Annotated in this window: 19 protein-coding genes; 14 read left to right on the top strand and 5 right to left on the bottom strand. The window is 33.9% G+C overall.

Annotation, left to right across the window (positions count from 1 at the left end; translation table 11 throughout):
* Positions 1 to 170 precede the first annotated feature (170 nt).
* From ABZC13_RS13470 to ABZC13_RS13485, 4 genes are all read left to right on the top strand, one after another.
* Entirely contained in the window at positions 171 to 1,088 is a 918-nt protein-coding gene (locus ABZC13_RS13470) for a DUF302 domain-containing protein (protein WP_373004960.1), read from the top strand.
* A gap of 9 nt (positions 1,089 to 1,097) precedes the next feature.
* Positions 1,098 to 1,562 carry a DsrE family protein gene (locus tag ABZC13_RS13475; RefSeq protein WP_373004963.1) on the top strand — a complete coding sequence of 155 codons (465 nt, stop codon included), beginning with the start codon at positions 1,098 to 1,100 and terminating at the stop codon, positions 1,560 to 1,562.
* Between the two features lie 138 nt (positions 1,563 to 1,700).
* On the top strand, positions 1,701 to 3,494 hold the full coding sequence (gene dsbD / locus ABZC13_RS13480) for a protein-disulfide reductase DsbD (RefSeq protein ID WP_373004966.1): 1,794 nt from the start codon (positions 1,701 to 1,703) through the stop codon (positions 3,492 to 3,494).
* A gap of 9 nt (positions 3,495 to 3,503) precedes the next feature.
* On the top strand, positions 3,504 to 3,896 hold the full coding sequence (locus ABZC13_RS13485) for a thioredoxin family protein (RefSeq protein WP_373004969.1): 393 nt from the start codon (positions 3,504 to 3,506) through the stop codon (positions 3,894 to 3,896).
* 7 nt (positions 3,897 to 3,903) lie between these two features.
* Here the strand turns inward: ABZC13_RS13485 and ABZC13_RS13490 are convergent, their stop codons facing one another.
* From ABZC13_RS13490 to ABZC13_RS13510, 5 genes are read right to left on the bottom strand one after another with little or no spacing between them, the layout of a single operon-like run.
* Positions 3,904 to 4,638, bottom strand: coding sequence for an acyl-ACP--UDP-N- acetylglucosamine O-acyltransferase (locus ABZC13_RS13490; protein ID WP_373004972.1), 735 nt, complete (start codon positions 4,636 to 4,638; stop codon positions 3,904 to 3,906).
* Positions 4,628 to 5,539 carry a Gfo/Idh/MocA family protein gene (locus ABZC13_RS13495; RefSeq protein WP_373004975.1) on the bottom strand — a complete coding sequence of 304 codons (912 nt, stop codon included), beginning with the start codon at positions 5,537 to 5,539 and terminating at the stop codon, positions 4,628 to 4,630. Before ABZC13_RS13495 ends, ABZC13_RS13490 begins: the two co-directional genes overlap by 11 nt.
* Entirely contained in the window at positions 5,539 to 6,633 is a 1,095-nt protein-coding gene (locus ABZC13_RS13500) for a DegT/DnrJ/EryC1/StrS family aminotransferase (protein WP_373004978.1), read from the bottom strand. The genes ABZC13_RS13495 and ABZC13_RS13500 overlap by 1 nt, the downstream gene beginning before the upstream one ends.
* Positions 6,623 to 7,678, bottom strand: a complete 1,056-nt coding sequence (gene lpxB, locus ABZC13_RS13505) for a lipid-A-disaccharide synthase (RefSeq protein ID WP_373004981.1) — start codon at positions 7,676 to 7,678, stop codon at positions 6,623 to 6,625. Before lpxB ends, ABZC13_RS13500 begins: the two co-directional genes overlap by 11 nt.
* On the bottom strand, positions 7,675 to 8,037 hold the full coding sequence (locus ABZC13_RS13510) for a cytochrome c (protein ID WP_373004985.1): 363 nt from the start codon (positions 8,035 to 8,037) through the stop codon (positions 7,675 to 7,677). Before ABZC13_RS13510 ends, lpxB begins: the two co-directional genes overlap by 4 nt.
* A gap of 147 nt (positions 8,038 to 8,184) precedes the next feature.
* On the opposite strand from ABZC13_RS13510, the gene ABZC13_RS13515 reads away from it, so the two are divergent.
* The 10 genes from ABZC13_RS13515 to ABZC13_RS13560 form a co-directional block, all read left to right on the top strand.
* Positions 8,185 to 9,654 (top strand): diguanylate cyclase, encoded by a 1,470-nt coding sequence (locus ABZC13_RS13515; protein ID WP_373004988.1) that lies wholly within the window; start codon positions 8,185 to 8,187, stop codon positions 9,652 to 9,654.
* Positions 9,655 to 9,817: 163 nt separating this feature from the next.
* Positions 9,818 to 10,006: a hypothetical protein gene (locus ABZC13_RS13520; protein ID WP_373004990.1), complete on the top strand. Its 189-nt coding sequence runs from the start codon at positions 9,818 to 9,820 to the stop codon at positions 10,004 to 10,006.
* A 41-nt stretch (positions 10,007 to 10,047) separates the two neighbouring features.
* Complete coding sequence (locus ABZC13_RS13525) at positions 10,048 to 11,304, top strand: M48 family metallopeptidase (protein ID WP_373004993.1); 1,257 nt, start codon at positions 10,048 to 10,050, stop codon at positions 11,302 to 11,304.
* Positions 11,286 to 12,128 (top strand): peptide chain release factor N(5)-glutamine methyltransferase, encoded by an 843-nt coding sequence (gene prmC / locus ABZC13_RS13530; protein ID WP_373004996.1) that lies wholly within the window; start codon positions 11,286 to 11,288, stop codon positions 12,126 to 12,128. Before ABZC13_RS13525 ends, prmC begins: the two co-directional genes overlap by 19 nt.
* 5 nt (positions 12,129 to 12,133) lie before the next feature.
* Entirely contained in the window at positions 12,134 to 12,622 is a 489-nt protein-coding gene (locus tag ABZC13_RS13535; RefSeq protein ID WP_373005014.1) for a DUF4149 domain-containing protein, read from the top strand.
* 85 nt (positions 12,623 to 12,707) lie between these two features.
* A complete protein-coding gene (locus ABZC13_RS13540; RefSeq protein WP_373004999.1) occupies positions 12,708 to 13,415 on the top strand; it encodes a nitrous oxide reductase accessory protein NosL in 708 nt (235 codons plus the stop codon).
* Positions 13,416 to 13,520: 105 nt separating this feature from the next.
* Positions 13,521 to 14,618 (top strand): nitrous oxide reductase accessory protein NosL, encoded by a 1,098-nt coding sequence (locus ABZC13_RS13545; RefSeq protein WP_373005002.1) that lies wholly within the window; start codon positions 13,521 to 13,523, stop codon positions 14,616 to 14,618.
* Positions 14,611 to 14,934, top strand: coding sequence for a hypothetical protein (locus tag ABZC13_RS13550; protein ID WP_373005005.1), 324 nt, complete (start codon positions 14,611 to 14,613; stop codon positions 14,932 to 14,934). The genes ABZC13_RS13545 and ABZC13_RS13550 overlap by 8 nt, the downstream gene beginning before the upstream one ends.
* Positions 14,924 to 16,108, top strand: a complete 1,185-nt coding sequence (locus ABZC13_RS13555; RefSeq protein ID WP_373005008.1) for an ABC transporter permease — start codon at positions 14,924 to 14,926, stop codon at positions 16,106 to 16,108. The genes ABZC13_RS13550 and ABZC13_RS13555 overlap by 11 nt, the downstream gene beginning before the upstream one ends.
* The coding region (locus ABZC13_RS13560) for an ABC transporter ATP-binding protein (RefSeq protein WP_373005011.1) at positions 16,105 to 16,644 on the top strand (540 nt) is incomplete at its 3' end. The genes ABZC13_RS13555 and ABZC13_RS13560, both read left to right, overlap by 4 nt.

Below are 16,644 nucleotides of genomic sequence, written 5' to 3' on the forward strand. Positions count from 1 at the left end.
AGAATATAGCACGTGTCATGAAAATGATGCAAGATAGTGACTCTGTTAATGCAGATGAGATAGTTGCACTGTTTAAAGATACTGAACTTAAATCTAAAGAGATGTTCGCTATCTTGGATAGTATTGTTAGTAAATAATATAGACTCAATTTAAATATAAAAGGAAAAAAAATGAAAAAAATAGTCAGTTTAATAGTTGCACTCTTTAGTGCTAGTGTAATGTTCGCACAAGGAGATCTACACCTATTTGAAGTAGATAATAAAAACGGTTCTATCACTCCAGATGCAATAGAGAAAGCATTTGTAAAAAATGGTTTTAAAATAGCAATAAACAGTGAGATGAATCTTCCATATACAAAACAGTTTAAAAAGACAAATTTTAAAGTTTACAATCTTTTGACTGTATATCATTCAAAGCTGTCTCATGACTTAGTGAAAAAGCATCCGGATGCAGGTGTATTCACTCCACTTGGTGTAGGTATTTACCAAGGATTAAATGAAGATACTTTACATATCTCGACTCTTACATCTGAGGCTCAAGCTAAGATATTGGGTTTTGATGATGAGTTGTTGAAGTCTATAGAAAAAGAAGTCTTAAAAACCATAAAAAGTGTACTGCCAAATGCAAAACATAAATTAAGTGAAGATAGTCTAAAAGAGAGTAGAGACTTAGTCACTAAGTATGAGCTTGGATTAGATGGTGCAGACTGGGAAGAAATGAAAGAAGAGTTAGAGCTTGGACTAGAAAACGGTTTTAAGCCGGTTGGTTTTGTTATGGCTAATTACTTGGATTTTAACGAAGAGTTGGTTGAAGGTGGAAAATTGAGTCCATTTGATTTTTATGTTACTTACTCTATCTGTAAGCTAAAAGTCATCTATACAGTTTCTCAAACACGTCCAGAAGCTGCTGCTTTTGCTCCTTGTACACTAATGGTATATAAGAAAAAAGATGAAGACAAGATTGTTATGGGATTTCCAGGTGTTTACAACTGGATGAGTAGTGCTAGAGTTGATAACAAAGATGCTCAAGCTGTTCTTCAAAAAGCTCAAGATGACTTTGAAGCAATTTTAAGAGAAGTTACTGAATAGAGGTAAAAGATGAAAAAGTTTATATTATTACTGTCATTTATTGGATTACTAAGTGCTGATAATGCAACACCTAAAGTTGTTATTGATTTAACAACAAGCAGTGTTGAAAAATTTCAAAAGAATATACTAAAATCTATAGTTGTACATAAAAATTATTACGAGGGTAACTTAAAAGAGTTAGAGGTTGCGGTTGTTATTCATGGTGGTGCATATAGATTTTTTCTAAAAGATACGAAGAATACTATTTATGAAGATGATAAAGAACTTCAAAAATCATACGCAGAACTAAAAACAAGAATAGCAAGTATGTCAGATACATATGATGTTGAGTTTTTGATGTGTGAATCAGGCATGAAAAGAAATAAGTTAAAAGCCGACAATATAGTTAGTTTTGTTAAACTTATTCCTACTTCTACAATAGGACTTATTGATAAGCAAAATGAAGGTTTTGCTTACATTCCGGTTCGTGATTAATTAGTGACTTTTTAGTTGCTAATTATAGTAACAGTTTTGTGACAATACGAATTTAGACTCCATTTATATCAAAAAAGATAATAGATATCACATTTTTATTAGTTATAATAATTGAATTATTTTAATAGGCAAATTTATATGAAAAAACTACTTTTAATCCTTTTTACATCCACACTTATTTTAGCCGCTCCTCCTAAATTTTTAATGCCAGATGAGGCATTTATACCAGATTCAAAAGTTAACTCACAGATGCAGATAGAGGTTACTCTCAAGATTGCTAAAGATATCTATGTATATGAAGAACAGACAAAGTTTTCTCTAAAAGAGGGCAGTGGTATATCTATAGCTAAAAAAGATGGGCCAAAAAGTGTTGAGCATCATGATGAGATGGTCTACTTAGAGTCACCAAGTTTTTTAATAACCCTGCAAAAAGAGAGTGGCGTCACAGGAATTAAGAATATTGAGCTTAGTTTCTCTTATCAGGGCTGTTCTGAACAGGGTTTATGTTATGAGCCTCTGACAACGGTCTATAACTTTGATATAAATACATCTAAGTTAGATGAAGCATCTACCAAGAAGCCAGAGTTGAAAAGTCTAAATGTTAAAAAAATTGAAACTAAAAAAGAAGAAAAGGTAGAGCCTGTTAAAGAAGAGTTGTCTGAGTCAGATGCTATTGCAGATACTATTAAATCTGGAAATATTTTTGTAATTCTTTTGACATTTTTAGGCTTTGGTCTACTTCTTGCACTCACTCCATGTGTATTCCCTATGATTCCAATCATCTCAGGAGTTATTATCTCTCAGGGTGATGGAATAACAACTAAAAAAGCATTTATGCTCTCTATGGTCTATGTTCTTGCTATGGCAGTTGCCTATACAGTGGCAGGTGTTTTAGCTGGGCTTTTTGGTTCTAACCTTCAAGCTGCTCTTCAGACTCCTTGGGTTATTTATTCATTCTCAGGTGTTTTTGTAGCACTGGCACTTAGTATGTTTGGTTTTTATGAGCTTAAACTACCTGACTCTTTGGTTTCAAAAGTAAGTTCTTCTAAACATAAAAGCGGATTTATTGGTGTAGCAATAATGGGATTCTTATCAGCTCTTATTGTTGGGCCTTGTGTAGCTGCTCCACTGGCAGGCGCTCTTGTATATATAGGTCAAACTGGAGATGCAGTTCTTGGTGGTATGGCACTTTTCTCTATGAGTATCGGTATGGGTATTCCTCTTATCATAGTTGGTGTAAGTGCAGGTAAGTTTATGCCTAAGCCTGGTGCATGGATGACTATGGTTAGTGCAATATTTGGTGTTATGATGCTAGGAGTTGCTGTGTGGATGCTAGAACGTGTAGCTGACGTGTATGTTACTATGCTTCTGTACTCTATGCTTGGTATTGGTTTTGCTATTTATCTTGGAACATTTGATAAAGATTCACATATATTTAAAAGAAGTATTGCAGTAATAATGTTTATATACTCAGTAGCTCTTTTTATAGGTGTTTTAGGCGGTTCAACAAGTATGATCAAGCCATTGTCATTTCTAAAGCCACAAGTAGTGTCTAGTGTTACTCAAATTGAGAGAAAACATACTGAGTTTGTTAAAGTCACTTCTATTGCAGAGTTGGATGAGCTTTTGTCTAAGCATAAAGGTAAAAAGATAATGCTTGATTTTTATGCTGACTGGTGTACATCCTGTAAAGAGTTAGAAGAAGTGACTTTTGCAAACGAGAGTGTTAAAAATAAGATGGATGAGTATATCTTGATCCAAGCAGATGTTACAGATAACAAAAAAGAGCAAAAAGATTTAAGTAAAAAGTACGGAGTATTTGGCCCGCCGGCAATACTCTTCTTTGATGAAAATTCTAAAGTCATCAAGTCTAAAACTATCATAGGTTTTATAGAACCAGAAGAGTTTTTAACTCACTTAAACAAAATATAAAGAGATAGAATGAAAAAAATAATATTAATAGTTACTTTACTTGCAAGTTCATTATTTGCCCAAATGAAGTGGATTGATTATGACGATGCATTAGAGATTGCAAAAAAAGAAAATAAGATGATAATGGTAATGCTAAGCAGAGAGAACTGTGTAGCTTGTGAATATATGGAAGATATTGTTTTTGATGATGATGCTGTTGTAGCTGAGCTTCTTAAAAATTTTATACCTGTTCATATAGATATATATAAAGGTTTTATCCCTAATGATGACTTAACATATATGGGAACACCTACATTTCACTTTTTAAATAAACAAGAGAAAAAAATAGGCAGAATCGATGGTGGAGTAAATAAAAAAGATTTTTATAATAAACTAAAAGAAGTTCTTGAAGCTGCTAAATAAGCAGCTTTTATTTTATATTGCTCGTTGAAATAAACGAAGCGAATTTTCTAGCGTACTCGTTCTCATGTTTTATTGCAATATCAGATGCCAGCTCTTTATCAACTACGTCACCAAGAATCTGTTTAAATATTGATTTGATTTTTTCTATGTCATTTTTATCTTTTAATCTTCTTCTAAGACCAACAACATTCAGACCTTTTACTGTCGCTTTATTACCTTCTACAAGAGTAAATGGTGGTATATCATGATCTACACATGAAGCTCCACCAATCATTACACCAGTTCCAATAGTGTTTCCGGCTTCTATGGTACTAAGACCACCAACTATAACTCTATCTTCACATGTAACATTTTCATTGAGTCTAACGGCATTTGTAAGGATACAAAACTCACCTGTAGTAACCCCGCTAAGTACTTGAACATAACCCATCAGAAAGTTATTAGCACCAATTACTACTTTAGTAGGAGTTCCATCTTTACCCTCTTGAGCACCAAGTTGTACAAACTCTCTGATATGTGTTTTTTCACCTATCTCAATCTCTGAATTTTCATTACCGATAGCTGTAAAACTAAAGATTCTTACATTTTCATCGACTCTTAGTTTACCTTTTAGAATCACGTTTGACTCTAGTCTGCATCCAGACTTTAGCTCCACATCTTTGCCAATATTACAAAATGGTCCTATTATTACATTATCTGCTATTTTAGCACCATCTTCAATTATTGAGCTCTCATGAATCATTTGCGATCTCCAGTGTGATTATGCTGTCTTCTACTGTGGCTAAAGAGCCAATGTTACCAGTATTAAGATAATTTACAAATGCTTCAAGCTCATCACTAAGAGCATTGCTTCTAGCTACAAAACAGTTTCTTGTTGTATGAGAGTTAGCATCTATGTTTATTCTCTCTTTGAGTGTTTGAGAGAGCAGATCCGCTTCAAAATATTTTATCTTACTCTGTGCATCTACCCTACAAGCTACTGCAATACTTCTTTTTCTGTATGGAGTAAGCCAGTTTGTAGTGATGTCACCAACAATCGCGCCTTCAAGCTCAAATGCTAAGATAGCATTGTCTTCATGTGTCTTGTGGATTTTTTGAGATTTAAAAACCGCACTTCTAACTATATTCTTTTGAGTGATATATCTGATAAGGTCACTATCGTGAACAGATAGGTCAGTCAATATCCCAACATCTGCAATTCTCTCAGGGAATGCTCCACTACGAGTAATAGACACAGATAAAACTTCATGTCCTGATATCTCGTTTATAAGAGCTTTTACAACAGGGTTGTATCTCTCAATATGACCTACACAGCTTTTTAGGTTTTTCGCTTTTATAGCTTCTGCCATTATCTTCGCATCTTCTACGCTTGAAGCTGCAGGTTTTTCTATAAACATATGTACATCATGTTTAGCACAGATAATAGCAGTCTCTTTATGCAAAAATGTAGGTGTTACGATAATAACCGCATCTGGTTTAGTCTCTATAAGCATAGTCTCAAAGTCTGTAAAAAACGGTTCTGAGTAATCATCACTATGATGTACATCACAGAGTCCGACTATTTTTGCCCCTTCTACATTTTTTAGAGTCTTGTAGTGGTTTTTCCCCATTACACCTAATCCAACTATCGCTATGTTTTGCATTATTCGCCTTTAATAGACTTAACAATAAAGTCTTGTTGAGCTTCTGTAAGATATGGACTCATTGGAAGTGACATTATTTGAGTAGATACTTCTTCACTTATAGGGAAGTCACCCTCTTTGTAACCCAGATATTCAAATGCTTCTTGCAGGTGAAGCGGAACAGGGTAGTGTACAGCAGTTGGAATCTCTAAAGCACTTAGTTTAGCAACTAACTCTTCTCTCTCTTTTACTCTGATTGAGTATTGAGCAAATACACTAGTATTACCCTCAGCGATCTTTGGAGTGATAACATGAGCTTCTTCAAGAAGATCGTTATATCTTGTACCAATCTCATCACGAGTTTTTACTTCTTTATCAAAGTGTTTTAGTTTAACATTTAAAATTGCTGCTTGAACAGCATCTAGACGACCGTTGATCCCAATGTATTTGTGCTTGTATCTCTCATTTTGACCATGATTAAGCAACATTCTCATCTTTTGTGCAAGTTCATCATCACTTGTAAAGATAGCCCCACCGTCACCGTAAGCACCAAGAGGTTTAGACGGGAAGAAACTTGTACAACCTATAGTTGAAAGGTTACAAGACTTTTTAGAGTTGTAAGTAGCACCGAAACTCTGACAAGCGTCTTCGATTACAGGAAGGTCATGTTTTTTAGCTATCTCGTTAATAGCATCCATGTCTGCACACTGACCATAAAGTGAAACAGGCATAATAGCTTTAGTCTTGTCTGTAATTACATCCTCGATCTTAGCAGGATCTATGTTGTAGCTCGCTTCGTCAATATCAACGAAAACAGGTTTAGCACCTAAAAATGCAATAACTTCAGCAGTAGCAATAAATGTAAAAGGAGTCGTTATAACTTCATCACCGTAACCGATATCTAAAGCCATAAGAGCAAGTAGAAGAGCGTCAGTTCCACTACTACAACCGATAGCGTGTTTTGCCCCAGTGTAAGTCGCTAAGTTCTCTTCAAGAGCGTTTAGTTTAGCTCCACCGATAAACTGAGCCGAGCTAAATACTTCTAAAACTTCACTGTCTATCTCTGATTGATACTCTAAATATTGTGCTTGTAAGTCTATAAAATTAATTTTCATTTTTGTCCTCTATAATTGCTGCTATGTTTTTTGAACTACCGTGTTTTAAGTAGGCTCTTAGACTTTTTGAATCATCTAAAAATGTACTTCTGTCATACTCTTTAAAAGCTTTGATGAGATTATCCGCAGTTACATCTTCTTGAATAAATTCAGGATGCAGGTCTCTGTCATTAAACTGTGTAAACATGATGTTACTAAGACCGATATGGCTTAGTTTAACCAGTTTAGACGCTATGAAGTAGTCTAACGGTTTGGCAATGTAGCTAAGCACGAAAGGAGTTCCTATGAGTGCTGCTTCAAGTGTTGCCGTTCCACTACAGATAAACGCAAAGTCCGCCCCATAAAGAGTCTTATGTGCATCGTGAGCTATTTTAAAACCTGAAAGGGTACCATAAAGCTCTTTTATATCTTCTTTTGTGAAGTGTTTTGGAATTATGATAGTCGATTCAACCCCAAGTTTACGGCTTACTTCTTCAAAAATTGGCATAAGTTTTTTTATCTCGCCCTTACGGCTTCCAGGCATAAAAGCTACACTTTTTACGTCACTGCTAAGTTCTTGTTTGAACTCTTTAATGATATCAAGCAGTGGATGCCCAACGTAAGTTATGGGAGCATTTTCTGAATAATAGTTCTTCTCAAAAGGAAGTATAGATGCTAAATGGTCTATTGTACGTTCTAGCACAGGAATACGCTTTTTCTTCCATGCCCAAGCCTGAGGTAGGATGTAGTAGATTATTTCTTTATTTGGGTAACGTTTTTTTATCTTTTTAGCCAGCGGAAGGTTAAAGCCTGACGAGTCTATAAGAAGAACTTTATCTGCCTCTTCGGCTAAGTCTACCATTTGAGCATTTAGCTTGAAAAAGTAGCGTAGCTTTTTTATGGCATCTACAAAACCCATGATAGCAAGGCTTCTAAGATCGACGATAGAATCACCCAAGTCACTGTCAAATATTCCGATAAACTCTGTCTCATCACTAAGCTCTTTTTTGAGAGACTTCAGATGCATATTTGCCGAATATTCTAAGGCACTAACTAATACTTTCATGATCCACCGTCTCCATGTGTATGATACGTGTCATCATATCTTTCTCCATTTATATCTTCAACATAATCTGTCATATAAGTTACTAAGTTCTCGATATCAGCATCACTTAGTGAAGTAGCAAAAGCTATCATCATCTCTTGTTGTTGGTTGTCTGATTTTTTGTCACGAAATCGTTTGAGTTTGTATGTAAGAAAACCTCTTGCACGGTTTGCAAGATAAGGATACTCATGTATTCCTTCAAGCTTAGAGCCATGACAAGAAAAACAGCCTTTTTCCATGTAGAGATTTTTGCCAAGTTCATAAGGTGAAGAGGCGTAAGAAAGTGTGAAAGTTAATAAAATAAGTAGTATAAAGCGCAACTAAAAACCTCGGTATTTATAATGATGCAATTATATCTAAAACATATTTATTCATTATTATTTTAATAGTTATAGTATTAACTTGATTTAGTAATAATAGGATAGAATTACTGTTATAAACCTAAATTATAGGATAAAGATGATAACATGAACTTAAAGTATATAAAACCTAGCATATTTCTGTTTATTATTTCTTACATCTTTGTTATTGTGATTTTTTCATTTATTAGCCATAAATTTATTATAAGTGATGCTCTTAAGCTAGAAGAAAATCAAAATCAAAATAACGTACATACTATTTTAAACTCAATAGATGCAAATATAAAAAATATAACAAATATAATAAGTGATTATAGCAAGTGGGATGATAGTTATAATTTTATGATTACGTTAAATGAAGATTACATATATGAAAACTTTAGAGAAGGAACCAAAACTCTACAAGACTTAAATGTGGATTTTATTATATATGAAAATAAAGCGCAGAAAATACTTTTTTCAAAATATGAAAATGATATTCTAAAAAAAGACAATAAAGTATTTGAAATATATATTTCAAACAAATTTGAAAAAATTGAAGCTGTAAGTACTATTATTAAATACAAATCTTACTATATGTATTTAATAAAATCAGCAATACTGAAAAGCGATGAGACAGGGGAAATCAATGGCTGGATATATAGTGGTAAAATAATTACAAGTAAAGCCTTAAACCAAATATCTAAAGCTTTTAAAACTGTAAAGATAAATAATACTTCTTCTGAAAAATATACTTCCAAAATGTCACTTCAATATTTAAAAAATGTTCAAATAAAAACAAATTTAACATCTCAGGGTTTAATAAATAATATTCAAATATATGACGATGAAAACAACTATATACTCTCTATAATTACTGAAAATGAAAGATTAATTATAAATAATGCAGAAAAAACAATTTTTACATTAAACTTTATAGTTTCTATTTTTCTATTTATTATCTGTTATATTGTTTATAGAAACCAAATTATGTTATCACAGTACAACGAGTTACTTGAAAGAAAAGTAGATAAAAGAACAGATCAATTAACTAAAACATTAAGAAAGTTAAAAACTAAAAATAAGGAACTATATACACTGGCAAATATAGATTCTTTAACAAAAATAAAAAATAGAAGAAGTTTCTTTATTGAAAGTGAAGCCTTATTAAGTCAATCAATTTTAGAAGATAATAACTTTTGTATTTTAATGATAGATATTGACCATTTTAAAAAAGTAAATGACACATATGGACATTCTGTTGGAGATAAAGTATTAATAGAATTTTGTACGATAATAAGTTCTATTATAAGCGATGAAATCTTTGGAAGAATTGGTGGAGAAGAGTTCTGTATTTCATTTTTTAATAAAAATATAAATGAAATAAATAATATTGCAGAAAGTATCAGAAGTAAATGCGAAGAAACTATAGTTACAATTGATAATAATGAAGTGAATTTCACTATATCACTAGGTTTAAGTTGCAGAGCAAATTTTACAAAAATAGATGAAATATTACAAGTTTCAGATGAATTATTGTATAAAGCAAAAGACAGTGGTAGGAATCGCTTAATTAGATGTACTAGACTTCCTGAATAACCCAAAAAAATATTCATTCCATGACAGTTTGGTTTTAAAGCCATTTAGATATTCTTTTTTGAAATTAATAAATAATACTTAAAAATTTTCTTTAGTTGATAAATGCATAATTTTTATAATAATAATGGGCTATTATAATAAAAATAAAATAAAAGGATAAGACATGAGCGAACCGACTCTAGAAAGTATTAGTGATTACAATACATTAAGCGGAGAAAAAAAGAAAGTTGTTTTTGCAATAGTTATCTCAAGTCTTATTATGGGCATAGTTTACACGGTAGCGACAAGTTTTTTATCTCATGAAGAACCGACTTCAACAGATAAAACATTTCAAAAAATTCCAATGAGATAAGAAGTTTCGATACAATACCAAAAAAAAATTAAGGTCATCAAATGTTAATGACAGTTGTCACTATCTATACACTATTTGTTTTAATCTCTATCTACACAAGTGTAATGCAAATCGGCTATGTAAATATAGCTAAAAGAAAAAAAGCAGTCTTACTATCAGATGCAGACTTCCTAAAAGCGGGTAACTATGCCGTCGCAAAAGAGAAGATGTCTATAGTAAGTTCATTTATAGACTACATTATGTTTATAGTTTGGATGGGATTTGGTATCTCTTATCTATCCGGTAGTATGATTTTTGAGAGTGATGCAGTGATGAACATTGCTATTGTCATGGGCTTTATTGTAATAAACTCAGTTCTTTCACTGCCTTTTTCATACTATGAAAAGTTTGTGCTTGATGAAAAGTTTGGTTTTAACAAGTCAACTATGGCTCAGTGGATAAAAGATACTCTGATATCTTTTGCCATGACACTTGTTCTTGGCTCTTTGGTCGTGTGGGGAATCTACGCAATCATCTCAAATTTTGCTCTTTGGTGGTTATGGAGTTTTGTGTTTATCTTTGGTGTAGTAGTACTTATAAACATGCTTTATCCGGCATTTCGTGCAATGTTCTTTGACAAGCTAACACCGCTTAAGGATGAAAACCTAGACTCTGAGATAAAAACACTTATGGACAAGACAGGTTTTGTAAGTTCAGGTGTATTTGTAAGTGACGCAAGTAAGAGAGATGCAAGACTAAATGCATACTTTGGCGGTTTTGGAAAAGCTAAGAGAGTTGTGCTTTATGACACACTTATAGAGAAACTAAGTACAAAAGAGCTTTTAGCTGTTTTAGGACATGAACTAGGACACTTTGCACATGGCGACATCTATAAAAATATAGCTCTTGTAGGCGCTATGCTTTTTGCAATGTTTGGCATCTTTGGAAATCTTCCAGAATCTATTTACTTAGAGATGGGAATAGCTCCTGCACCGTATCTACTCATGATACTTCTTATACTATTTATGCCTGTTTTAGGTTTTATCATGATGCCTATCATGGGAATAGTCAGTCGTCATAATGAGTACGAGGCAGACAAAATGGGAAGTGAGCTTGGTGGAGAAGGTGGAGCAGTTGAGCTTGCAAATGCACTTAAAAAGCTTGTAACTGAGAATAAGAGTTTTCCACTCTCTCATCCTATATATATCTTTTTTCACTACACTCATCCTCCTGTTTTAGAGAGATTAAAAGAGCTTGGTGTTGATGTAGGAAATGTAGATCAAAGTTCTCTAGAGGGCAAATGCGAAGCGAACATATAGCTAGTGATGTAGTTAAAGATGTTTTAGCAGATATTACTTCAAGACTTACTCCTTTTATAGAGCGGGCATCTAGAGAAGCACAACTTCTTGTGATGATGCATCTGCAAAAAGATGAGCTTTGGCTTATCACTAACCAAACTACTGAAGTCTCAAACCTAGATAGACTATATGAATGGGTAGAGAGACGGGCTAAAAATGAACCTCTCGAGTATATTACAAATAGTGTGAGTTTTTACTCTCAAGAGTTTTTCATAGCTCCCGGTGCTCTTATCCCTCGTCCTGAAACTGAACTTCTTATAGATGATGTTTTAAAAAACTTTCCGGACACAGATGCAAAGATAACTTTTGTAGAAGTTGGAATCGGTAGCGGTATCATATCAATCGTTCTTGCACAACACTACAAAAGTGCCAAGTTTATAGCTGTGGATATTTCACCGGATGCCTTGAAAATCGCAAAAGCAAATATAGAGAAGTTTGAGATGCAAAATAGAATTGAACTACGTCTAGGTTCACTTCTAGAACCTGTTAATGAACATATTGACTATCTAGTTTCCAACCCTCCATACATAGCAAACGAAGTTCTTTTAGAATCTAACCTCTCATATGAGCCTCAAAACGCGCTATTTGGCGGAAATATTGGCGATGAAATCATACAAAACCTTCTTGATGAAGTCTTAAAGCGAAATATTAACTTATTTACGTGTGAGATAGGTTATGACCAAAAGGATAGAATACGTGATTATTTAAAAAACACAGATTTTGACAGTTTGGAGTTTTACAAAGACTACAGCGATTTTGATCGCGGGTTTACATTAAGGACATAAGGATGGTGATAGCTTTGAAAAAGAGAATATACGTAGATTTTACTTACTTGATAATGCTAGCGGCTTCTTTTGGTGCTGTTATCATCTTGGGTGCTGTTGTCGCACCTGTCATCTTTCACTCTGATAAAATTCTTGTAGACATGACTCTAGATCACTATCATTCCGGCGTTCTAATGGGTGAAGTATTTCATAGGTTTAGTTACTGGCTCTATGTCGTTGCATCTGGAGTTTTGCTCTATGAAGCTGCAATGTATAAGATGGGTCAAAGAGATGCTATCGCTTTTGCAAGTGCTGTAACTGTCGTTTTCTCATCTTTAATGTTTAGCGCTGTCTACTCTCCAAAAATCTTAGCTATGCAAGCTATCGGTGTAGAAGCTACACAAAGCGATACCTTCCAAAATATTCACATGGCAAGTGAACTTGACTTCAAAATACTTGCCGTGGCACTAGTTGTTCTTTTTGTTAGAAGACTAATGCTTCTTCGTATTTCATAATACTTTATACTTTTCTTCTGTAAATTTAACACTTCTTTAACAATTATAGTATATGATTATGTAAATTATAAGAACAGGAGATAGAATGAAAAAAATTATAACTGGTATACTAGTACTTAGCACTTTAGTTTTTGCTGGAATGGGTGAGCCTAAAGGTGATTCTCAAGGAAACAAGCAGATGGAGATGTTTCAAAGTGTAGATATGAATAAAGCCACTATTATGCAGGGTGGAAAAGCAAAGATGTTCTGCCCCTCTTGTGGGATGAATCTTCCAATGTTTTATAAGACAAATCATGCTGCTAGTAATGGTGACCATGTAGAACAATATTGTTCTCTGCACTGTTTGGCAGAGACAAACATGAAAAACAACGGCAGTTTAAAAAATATTGTCGTTGTTGATGTTAAAAGCCTTGAATTCATAGACGCAAGGACTGCTTCTTATGTTGTAGGCAGTAGTAAAAAAGGTACTATGACTATGAAAAGTAAGTACGCTTTTGCTAAGAAAAAAGATGCTGAAAAGTTTGCTGAGAAATTTGGCGGAAAAGTCGAAAACTTTGAAAACACATACAAGATAGCTTCAAAAAGTCTGAAAAAAGAGATGAAGATGATTGCTGAAAAACAAGCAATGATGGCTAAAAAAGGCGAGATGATGTACAACAAGATGTGTAAAAAAACAGACCTTAAGTTCAACTCTACTGCTGAGGCTAAAGCATTTGTGATGTCAAGCAAGATCTGTGGAGATATGAAAGGTAAAAAACTTCAAGCTGTTGGAATCTACTTAGGTAGAAGATAAACTGTTACTGTAATTATCGAGGTTATACCAGCTATATCCTCGGTGTTTTTCAAGTTACCATAAATAATTTCAGATAAAATAATAGTTCTGTAATTAAGGAATTTTATGACAATAATAAAAATATTTATTTTAATCACTCTATTAATTTTCTCTTCATTAAATCTAAATGCAAAAAACTTTTCAAAAGTTGCTTCCAAAGAAACTATACTGGTTCAAAAAGGGCATGAAAAACATTGGTGTCCCGTCTGTGGAATGAACATCAAAATGTTTTACAAAACTTCCCACACCGCAAAACTGAAAAACTCAACGCCAAGACAATACTGCTCTATGAGATGTCTGGTCATGGATAAAGAAGAGTATGGTATTGATAGTTCAAGCATCAAAGTTATTGATGCATCTAGTGAAAAACTCATAGAAGCATCTAGCGCTTATTATGTATTGGGTTCCAAAGTAAAAGGAACTATGAGCAAGACAAGTAAATTTGCTTTTGCACAAGAAGTGGATGCAAAGATATTTGCAAAAAAGTATAAAGGTAAAGTGGTCTCGTTTGAGGAGGCTATGAAGTCCGCAAAAGCTTCACTTCTCTCTGACACTGAAGCTATAAAGAAGAAAAAAGTTAAAAAAATATACCCGATGGGTAAAAAGATTTTTGAGAAGAAATGTAGCCAAGATATAGATGCTACAAACTATATAGAGATAAATGAACTAAAAGCTGATATACAAAACAGCAAACTGTGCAAACCTCTTAAAGAGGAACAACTTCAAGCTCTGGCTCTCTACCTTTGGGAAGTAAAACGTTTTGGTGACTTGGATGATGTTAAGGGTAAAATACATGTTACCCATGATGAAAAATGTCCGATTTGTGGAATGTTTGTGTACAAGTACCCAAAATGGGCTGCACAGATATTTTACGCTGATATGCACTACTCATTTGACGGGGTAAAAGATCTGATGAAGTATTACTTTGAACACAAAGATGGCATCTCTAAAATATTAGTGACTGACTACTACTCTCAAAAAGCCATAGAAGCCAGAGACTCTTACTTCGTACTGGGCAGTGATGTCTATGGACCTATGGGAGATGAACTGATTCCTTTTGAGAAACTCTCAGATGCCAAGACATTCAACATGGACCATAAAGGTGTAAAAGTCTTGAGGTTTGATGCGATAAGTGAAGACGAAGTACGTAAACTAGATGAATAAATATCTCTATACTCCGAAAACGCCTCGTCTGTTGTTTATACTCTTTTCTCTTGTGGTTATTTTAATGGTAGAGAGCATCTATCTGAGTGCTACAAAAACTCTTAGCCAAGAGTCACAAATAAAAAGAAAAGAGTTCGTTAGTATCAGCGGTCTTCCAGATCTGGCTATCTCAACTGAAGCTACTTTTGTCAGACACAGGAGCATGAGCGACATGTTTTCTATTTACAAGGATGACGGAAGTCTTAGAGAGTACTTTCCTTCCACCTACACCTATTCTCACTCTCATATCATAAACGGACGTGCCAATGCGAAGTAAAATAAACTTCTATCTTATAGAATACGCCATTAATGCGATATTTAGACAGAAGTATAAAAGTTTTTTTATAACAACTGTTTTGACACTTCTTATCTTTCTTTTAACAACTGTCTTTTTCATCACCAACTCTATCAAATATGAGTTGGACTCTACAGTAGATGCTCTTCCTGAGATAGTGGTTCAAAAGATCAAAGCAGGACGTCACTACGATATAGATGTAGATATACAAGAAGAGATACTCGAAATTACGGGAGTAGTAGATGCCGTGGCTCGTGTGTGGGGTTACTACTACTTTGAAAATGCCGGTGTCAACTTCTCGGTAGTAGGAGTTAACGAGTTTGAAGCTCAGTATAAAAATTCACTTGCAAATGTAGTTAAAAATGGAGACTTGGGTGATAGTGAAAACAGTTTTATGGTTGTTGGAAGCGGAGTAAAAAAGACTATGCATGACAACTACTATAAAGAGTACTTTAACTTCATAAAACCGGACGGGACTCTTAAAAAAGTAGATGTTGTAGGTGTCTTTGACGGTGACACTCAGCTTGAGTCTAACGACATGATAGTCATGTCAAAAGAGAATGTTAGAGAAATATTTGACATATATGAAACAAAAGCAACTGATATAGTTGTAAAAGTGTCAAATCCTGATGAAGTAGCAACTATAGCAGCTAAGATAAAACTGATATTTCCAGACAGCAGGATAATTACTAAAAACGATCTCAAAATTTCTTACCAAAATATATTTGACTACAAAAGCGGTATATTTTTGGCACTCTTTATCATCTCGCTTTTTACTTTTTTTATAATCATATACGATAAGGCAAGCGGACTTAGTTCTGAAGAAAAGAGGGAAATAGGAATCCTAAAAGCAATAGGCTGGAAAATAGATGATGTACTAAAAGAGAAGTTCTATGAAGGGTTTATTGTCTCATTTGTTGCTTATATGGCAGGTGTGATTTTGGCATTTGCATTTGTTTACATTTTTCAAGCACCGCTTTTGCAAAATATATTTACGGGTTATTCTCAACTAAAAACATCGTTTGAACTTCCTTTCATCTTTGATGTCCAAACACTCTTTTTAGTATTTTTTCTTAGTGTCCCTGTTTATATCGCAGCGACTATTATTCCTTCATGGAAGACGGCAACTCTGGATGCTGACGAGGTTATAAGATGATAGAGTTAAAAAACATTACAAAAAAATATGAGATAAACAAAAACAACACGGTTACGGCACTGCAAAATATAAACCTTAAGATAGAAGAGGGTGAACTTGTAGTTTTAAAGGGTGCAAGCGGTAGCGGGAAGAGTAGTATTCTTTCACTTATTGCAGCACTCAGTAAGCCTACTAGCGGTGAAGTTATTGTAGATGCTAAACATATCTCAAAGCTTCCTGATAACTTTGCATCTGAGTATAGACGTGACAACATAGGCTTTATCTTTCAAAAATATAACCTCATAACTACTCTTAGTGTTAAAGAAAATATTCTGCTTCCTTTAGTTCCACTAAATCCAGACGCTGACGAAGCAAATGAAAAACTTCAACGTGTAATGGAAATGTTCAAGATAGAGCATAAAGAAAATGCAATCATCAAAAACCTCTCAGGCGGAGAGCAGCAGCGTGTTGCAATCGCAAGAGCAAATGTAAACAACCCTAAAATCATCATAGCAGATGAACCCACGGCAAACCTTGATGAAAAATTATCTCTTCAT

Origin of the sequence: Sulfurimonas sp., from assembly GCF_041563035.1 — a bacterium.
In the GTDB taxonomy this organism is placed as follows: Bacteria; Campylobacterota; Campylobacteria; order Campylobacterales; family Sulfurimonadaceae; genus Sulfurimonas.